6 protein-coding genes are annotated in these 6,731 nt (G+C 57.6%); 4 read left to right on the top strand and 2 right to left on the bottom strand.

The window, feature by feature from the left end; all coding sequences use genetic code 11:
- Nucleotides 1-112: 112 nt before the first annotated feature.
- Nucleotides 113-580, bottom strand: a complete 468-nt coding sequence (locus DWZ15_RS10140) for a hypothetical protein (RefSeq protein WP_118066647.1) — start codon at nt 578-580, stop codon at nt 113-115.
- A 275-nt stretch (nt 581-855) separates the two neighbouring features.
- Between DWZ15_RS10140 and DWZ15_RS10135 the strand changes: the two genes are divergently transcribed.
- Nucleotides 856-1,287, top strand: coding sequence for an Hsp20/alpha crystallin family protein (locus DWZ15_RS10135; protein ID WP_117635977.1), 432 nt, complete (start codon nt 856-858; stop codon nt 1,285-1,287).
- 80 nt (nt 1,288-1,367) lie between these two features.
- On the opposite strand, the gene DWZ15_RS10130 is transcribed toward DWZ15_RS10135, so the two are convergent.
- A complete protein-coding gene (locus tag DWZ15_RS10130; protein WP_118450799.1) occupies nt 1,368-2,177 on the bottom strand; it encodes an MBL fold metallo-hydrolase in 810 nt (269 codons plus the stop codon).
- 48 nt (nt 2,178-2,225) lie between these two features.
- Between DWZ15_RS10130 and tilS the strand changes: the two genes are divergently transcribed.
- From tilS to ftsH, 3 genes are all read left to right on the top strand, one after another.
- Nucleotides 2,226-3,767 (top strand): tRNA lysidine(34) synthetase TilS, encoded by a 1,542-nt coding sequence (gene tilS / locus DWZ15_RS10125; RefSeq protein ID WP_199580076.1) that lies wholly within the window; start codon nt 2,226-2,228, stop codon nt 3,765-3,767.
- A 147-nt stretch (nt 3,768-3,914) separates the two neighbouring features.
- The gene (hpt, locus tag DWZ15_RS10120; RefSeq protein WP_055251779.1) at nt 3,915-4,463 is read left to right on the top strand and encodes a hypoxanthine phosphoribosyltransferase; all 549 of its coding nucleotides are present in this window, start codon (nt 3,915-3,917) and stop codon (nt 4,461-4,463) included.
- A gap of 1 nt (nt 4,464) precedes the next feature.
- Nucleotides 4,465-6,603 (top strand): ATP-dependent zinc metalloprotease FtsH, encoded by a 2,139-nt coding sequence (gene ftsH / locus DWZ15_RS10115; protein ID WP_118450797.1) that lies wholly within the window; start codon nt 4,465-4,467, stop codon nt 6,601-6,603.
- Nucleotides 6,604-6,731: the final 128 nt, after the last annotated feature.

Here is a 6,731-nt window from a genome sequence, read left to right as displayed (position 1 = left end):
TCATCGAAACTGCAGAAGGGGGAGGCCTCGCGGCCTCCCCCTTTTTTTGCGTTTACGGGGCGTGAATGACTCAATTACACCAGACGATCTTGTTGTTTTCGGTATTGAGCCTTTATTTAAAGAAAATAAATCGTATAACAAGGGCAACTGCTATGGCCGCAATGATCATAAGCAGGATTGTCAGCTGATGCTGCTTGCGTCGTTTACTTGACGAAACGAAGATTGATTTTCCCTGTTTTGGAGTCTCGAGATAGCGAGCCGAATGCGTCAAGGTTTGCTTGGGTCGAGGCCCTCTTTGTTGATGAGCGGCGGATGCTTTCATCGGCTCATCGCTAGCTGCGCTGTTTTTAGATAATGGTGCGTCTTTCAGATATACAGGGTCTCCCGAGGCAACGCCCATATGTTTACGTCCCGTTTGGGCTTCTTCGAGCGTTTGATATCGGTTTCTTGTCACATATTTGGGCTCTGGGCCATTGATGGGCTCTTGCGAGATGTGGGGGCGATGGAATCGAATCGGTTGCGGGCTGGATGCTTCGTCCTGCTCCGGCATAAACGTGTTGTCCTGTTTTTGATCGTCCATGATGCCCTTAGCTCGTCATCAATATCGTGTATGCGCCCATTGTAAGCCAGCCGTCTAGTTTTGATGGGATTGCATACATTATTTAAGCCTTCGTTCAAATTCCGTTTATTAGACAAAACCTTAGTCAACCAGACTTAGATATGCTTATATCAATAGACTCAAAAAACTTTATAGTCGATGTATATATAAGAAGCGGCTGGGCATATATAACAGCGTCAAAAGAAGTCCCAGTCACCTAGAAGATGACTCGGCAGTCCTTAAAAGGAGTGGTAAACATGGCAAGCATGGTTCCTTATCGTTCGGTTTTTGGCGTTCGTCCTTCTGCTAGCTCGCTGTTCGATCTGTTTGATGATATGACCGACCTTGCAAACAACTCGATTGCCTCCAAGGCGTTCCCCGTTGACGTTGAGGACAAGGGCGATGGCTACGAGGTCAAGGCGTATCTGACCGGTGTCGCCAAGGATGACATCGACGTTGAGCTCAATGAGGGTCGCCTGTCCATCAGCGTGAACGTCGAGGAGAGCGCCGAAAACGAGGGTAAGAACTTCCTCCAGAAGGAGTTTAGCTCGTACAGCGCGACGCGTGGCGTATATCTGAAGGACGCTTCGAGCGAGGGCCTCTCTGCAAAGTATGCTGACGGCATCCTCACCGTTACGGTTCCTAAGATCGTCGAGAAGAAGAACGTCACGAAGATCTCCATCGACTAACGATGGCTCTGCTTCAATCGAGAGTATGAGTTAAGGGGGCTGGGAAGTGATTCCCAGCCCCCTTTTGTTGTCTTGAGGGGCTATTGAATAGTTGTCGGTTGATACTGACTTGCAGGGCGTATCGAGAGCTTCCGTGGCCCTTGAAGACGGGTGGCAGAACTGCCGAGTTCATCATCGAGACTTGCATCAAGCGCGTTGGCATAGCTTTTGACGGTAAGGCTTGGACGATTATTGTCCTGGCTGATATGCATGGCGATGAGCTGTTCGGTGCGATCGGTAACAAGTTCGCGCGCGGCTTCGGCGGCCTGGTTGTTGGAGAGGTGCCCCTTTGTGGACAGGATGCGCTCCTGAAGAAAGCGGGGGTACGCTCCTTCGCGCAGCATAGCTACATCGTGGTTGCTTTCGAGCGCGAGAACTCGACAGTCTTTGAGGATGCCTATGGCCTTGCTCGATAACTCTCCGGTGTCGGTGGCAAACCCAATGGAATCATCGAGAGCATTAAATCGATAGCCGACAGGATTGATGACATCGTGCGATGTTGAGTAGGTTTGCACGTGGATGCCGGCAATGGGGAGCGTGTCGCCGGGGTCAAATTCCTCTACGGGCAGGTGCGCGAGGTTTTCTTTGCATGAAAGGGTGTCCCTGCTGGCAAAGAGGGGACCATGCCAGTGCTTGCACCATACATCGAGCCCCTTGATATGGTCACCATGCTCATGGGTGATTACTAGAGTGGCGACGTCGTCTGCCGAGAGGCCAAGCTCCGCCATGCGTTTAAGTGTCTCGCGGCGGGACAGGCCGTTGTCGATCATGATGAGCCCCTGAGGCCCCTCGACGAGTGCGCAGTTGCCTTTTGAGCCGCTGCCGAGGATATGAAGGTGCAGGCGAGACATAAGATTCCAAAGGATACAATGGGTGCGGACGAATAGAGGAGGAAGCGAATGCCAACGGTATCTCAGCACTATGGACATCATGCCGCGCCGAGGACGGATAAGAGCGCCCTGGCAACGCGGCAGGCCGCTGCCCCCGTAGTGCTCATGGTATCAGGCGGTGCGGACTCGACGGCGCTGCTCCTTATGGCTTGCACATCAAAGCTGGATATCCAGGACGGGCGCGGCGTCGCTCCCATTGCGCGCGAGCGATTGCACGTGCTGCATGTAAACCATCATCTGCGCGGGGAGGCATCCGATGGCGACGAGGCCTTTGTACGTGACCTGTGCGCGCAATACGGCTTGCCGCTGTGTGTTGAGCATGCCTATTTTGATGACGAATCGGGCAATATCGAGGCTGCGGCTCGCGAGGTGCGCTATGCCGCGGCACGGAGATATGTTCGCGAACTTTGTGCCGAATCGGGCGCACCGCGGACGGCGGCTCGTATCTGTACCGCGCATACTTCGTCGGACCGCGCGGAAACATTTTTGATGAACGCCATTAAGGGGTCGGGCCCGGCTGGGCTTTCGAGCATTCCCCGTCGAAGGAATATCGTGGTGCGCCCCTTGCTTGACCTAACTCATGGCGAGCTCGTGGGCTATCTACAGGTACGTGGTCAGCCATGGCGGGAAGATGAAAGCAACGAGGACGTTTCGTACCTGCGCAACTATGTACGCCATCGGGTGATGCCGGTGGTGGCACAGCGCAACGCGAGCGTCTGTAAGACGATTGGCGCCGCTTGCGAAATTCTGGGCGACGAAGACGCCTTTCTTTCCCAGCTTTCGGCACAGGCGTTTCGAAGCTGCCTGCGCAAGGAAGCGGCGGGCGCACTTGTGCTCGATGCGCGCCGTCTTGCCGCCGCTGAGGTTGTGATTGCACGGCGTATCGTGCGATTGGCGATTAAGCGCATCGATCCCGACGCGCGACCGGAGATGCGGCACGTGGAGCGCGTGCTCGCCTGCGTCGCTGCGGGCTCGGGCTCGGTTACGCTTCCTGCGGGAATTGATGCCCGTGTGGAGTTTGGCACGCTGGCGTTCAAGGCCCCGGCGGCGCGCGAGGGTTTAGTGGCCGATTGGATCTCCGTTCCCGGTCGTCTGCCGCTGGGGGCGGGGCATATGCTGACAGCGGAGCCGATGGCTGTGGAGCCGGGGTGCGATATCGTGCACCGTGCCCGCGAGCTTGCTGCTGCCGGAAAGGTTGCGGCCTTGGTGGATGCGGCGGCCCTGGGGTTTGCCGACCGCGATAGCGAGCGGATGTTAGCCGGCTCGCGCGGGGAGATTCCCACCGAGGCACGATCGGCGCGCCTGTGGGTGGATAGCCCTGTGCCGGGAGACGTGATGTGCCCGTTGGGGATGAACGGCCGAAGCAAGAAAGTGTCAGACCTGTTAAACGAGGCGCGCATTCCTGTTTCAGACCGCTCTGGCGTACCCGTGGTAAGAACGGCTCCGGGAGGTGCCGTAGTATGGGTCGCGGGCGTTCGCGCGGACGAGCGTTTTAAATGCACGGCCGCAACGCGCGTGGCATATCTGCTTCGTGTGGTCGATGCGGAATAGCGCTTCGCGCCAGCTATTCTGTGCGACGTTGACGGTATTCCCGCGCTGATGGCGCACGTGCTGGTAAATATACCCCGTGCGCTGCTAGAATGTGTAGTTCGCGTCCATGCGGCGGTGCGTGGGCGATAAGCACAAGAAAGGGTTGTCATGGCTTCTCAACATCCGGATATCGAGAAGGTTCTGTTTACGCAGGAGGATATCGACGGTATCGTCTCTCGCCTAGGCGAGCAGATTACTCGCGACTACGCGGGTAAGGATCTGGTGCTGATTGCGGTCCTGCGCGGCGCCGTGGTCTTTATGGGCGACCTGATGCGCAAGATCGAGCTGCCGACCAACATCGATTTCATGGCTGTTTCGAGCTATGGCGACGGTGTGAAGTCCTCGGGCATCGTGCGTATCATTAAGGACCTGGATATCGACATCCGCGGTCGCGACGTGCTGATCGTCGAGGACATTCTGGACTCGGGCCTGACGCTCAAGTATCTGATGAAGAACCTCGAGAGCCGCAAGCCCGCCTCGCTGGAGGTTGCCGCCTTCCTGTGGAAGGACGTTGAGGACCGTACCTCGGCCGTCACGCCCAAGTATGTTGGAACCCATTGCCCCGATGCCTTTGTGGTGGGCTACGGCCTCGACTATGCCGAGCGCTATCGTAACCTTCCGTATCTGGGCATTTTGAAACCGGAGGTTTATTCGTAAGATGCCCGACGACCGTAACGATAACAATTCCCAGACTCCCCGGGAGCCTAAGATCCCGGGGATGCCCGGAGGCAAGAAGCCCACGCGTACGGGCTGGCTGTATTTTATTTTGGCTTGCGCGCTTCTGGGCTACGCCTTCTTTAACATGGGCTCCGGCTTTGCCAATTCCAGCAATACCGTAAAGCTCGCGACGAGCGAGATGGTCAACGCCATTAAGCAGGATCGCGTCGAAGATTTGACCTATACGGTTCAAGACGGAAGCGTGGCGGGTCATTACTGGAAGACGAAAAAGGACAAGGGTGACACGAGCGAGCTCAAGAGCTTCTCCTCGACCTACGTCGGTTCCGATTCGCTTGCCGAGCTTATGGCGGAGCACCCCGATACCAAGTACATCGTCAACACCAATGACCCCGATTTTTGGGGCGACTTGGCGATGAGCGTACTTCCGACGATCGCCCTGATCGCCATCATGTTCTACTTTATGCGCCAGATGATGGGCGCCAACAACAGGAACATGCAGTTTGGCAAGACCAACGCCAAGACCAACGAGGCAACGCGCCCCAAGGTCAAGTTTGAGGATGTTGCCGGTGTGGACGAGGCAGTCGAGGAGCTCGAGGAGATTCGCGACTTTTTGAGCGATCCGGACCGCTATCGCAAGCTGGGCGCCAAGATTCCGCGCGGCGTGTTGCTGGTTGGCCCTCCGGGTACCGGTAAAACCCTGCTGGCCAAGGCCGTTGCCGGCGAGGCGGGCGTGCCGTTCTTTAGCATCTCGGGTTCCGACTTTGTCGAGATGTTCGTGGGTGTCGGCGCCAGTCGCGTGCGCGACCTTTTTAAGGAGGCCAAGTCTCAGGCTCCGTCAATCATCTTTATTGACGAGATCGATGCCGTGGGACGTCAGCGCGGAGCTGGCTTGGGCGGCGGTCACGACGAGCGCGAGCAAACGCTCAACCAGCTGCTGGTCGAGATGGACGGTTTTGAGGAAAGCGAGTCGGTCATCCTGATCGCCGCGACCAACCGCCCCGATATTCTGGACCCGGCATTGCTGCGCCCCGGCCGTTTTGACCGTCAGGTTACGGTCGACCGTCCGGACGTGAAGGGCCGCGAGCAGATCTTGCGCGTGCATGCTGAGAACAAGCCGATGGACGAGGACGTTAAGTTTGAGAAGCTCGCCCAGATGACCGTTGGCTTTACTGGTGCCGATTTGGCGAACCTGCTCAACGAGTCTGCGCTGCTGGCCGCTCGCCGTCATCGTTCTGTGATCTCGATGGACGAGGTCGAGGAGTCGATGGAGCGCGTGATTGCCGGACCGCAACGCAAGGGTCGCGTGATGACCGAAGCCGAGCGCACCACGATTGCCTACCATGAGAGCGGTCACGCTTTGGTGGGCCACATCCTGGAGCACTCCGATCCGGTTCATAAGATCTCGATCGTCAGCCGCGGTCAGGCCCTGGGCTACACACTGCAGCTTCCGCAGGAGGACCACTTCCTCAAGACCAAGAACGAGATGCTCGACGAGCTCGCCGTGTTCTTGGGCGGTCGCGTTGCCGAGGAGCTCATGTGCGACGACATCACGTCGGGCGCGAGCAACGATCTGGAGCGCGCGACTAAGATGGCGCGCGAGATGGTCACGCGCTTGGGCATGAGCGAGGAGCTGGGCACGCAGGTCTTTGGCGAGGCGCAACATCAGGTGTTCCTGGGTCGCGACTACGCCGATCACCAGGATTACTCCGAGGAGACGGCGCGCCGCATCGATATCGAGGTTCAGCGCATCATGCGCGAAGCCCATCGCCGTGCGGTCGAGATTTTGGATGCCCGTCGCGATCAGCTCGATCTGATGGCGAAGGTGCTGCTTGAGCGCGAGACCGTCGAAGGCGACGCCGTGAACGCCCTGCTCGACAACGAGTGGGATGCTTACCTTGAGCGCGAGGGCGATATCCTGGCGGCCAAGGAGGAGCGCAACGCCAAGGCGGCCGGCATGCCGACCAAGAAGCGCTCGCCTCGCATGAGCGAGGAGGAGTTGGCGGCTGATGCCGCGGCCTTTGCGCAGGCGGCCATGCAGGAGGATGCCGAAGCCGCATCCGATGATGCCGGAGATGGCAATGCCGCCAACGCTGACGGCAACACCGACGCCGACAAATAGTTCTTGTAGCGAAAGCCTCTGCGGGGAAACCTGTGGAGGCTTTTTCTTTTGAGCGATATGTTGATTGGGGACAGACTTAAATTGAACTGCGTCCCGAATCTTGGCCTTCTTTATTAGAAGCGAACACT

Source organism: Collinsella sp. AF29-7AC (genome assembly GCF_003475665.1).
In the GTDB taxonomy this organism is placed as follows: Bacteria; Actinomycetota; Coriobacteriia; order Coriobacteriales; family Coriobacteriaceae; genus Collinsella.
Note: the sequence above shows the minus strand (reverse complement) of the source record. Positions and strands in the feature narration are given on the sequence as shown.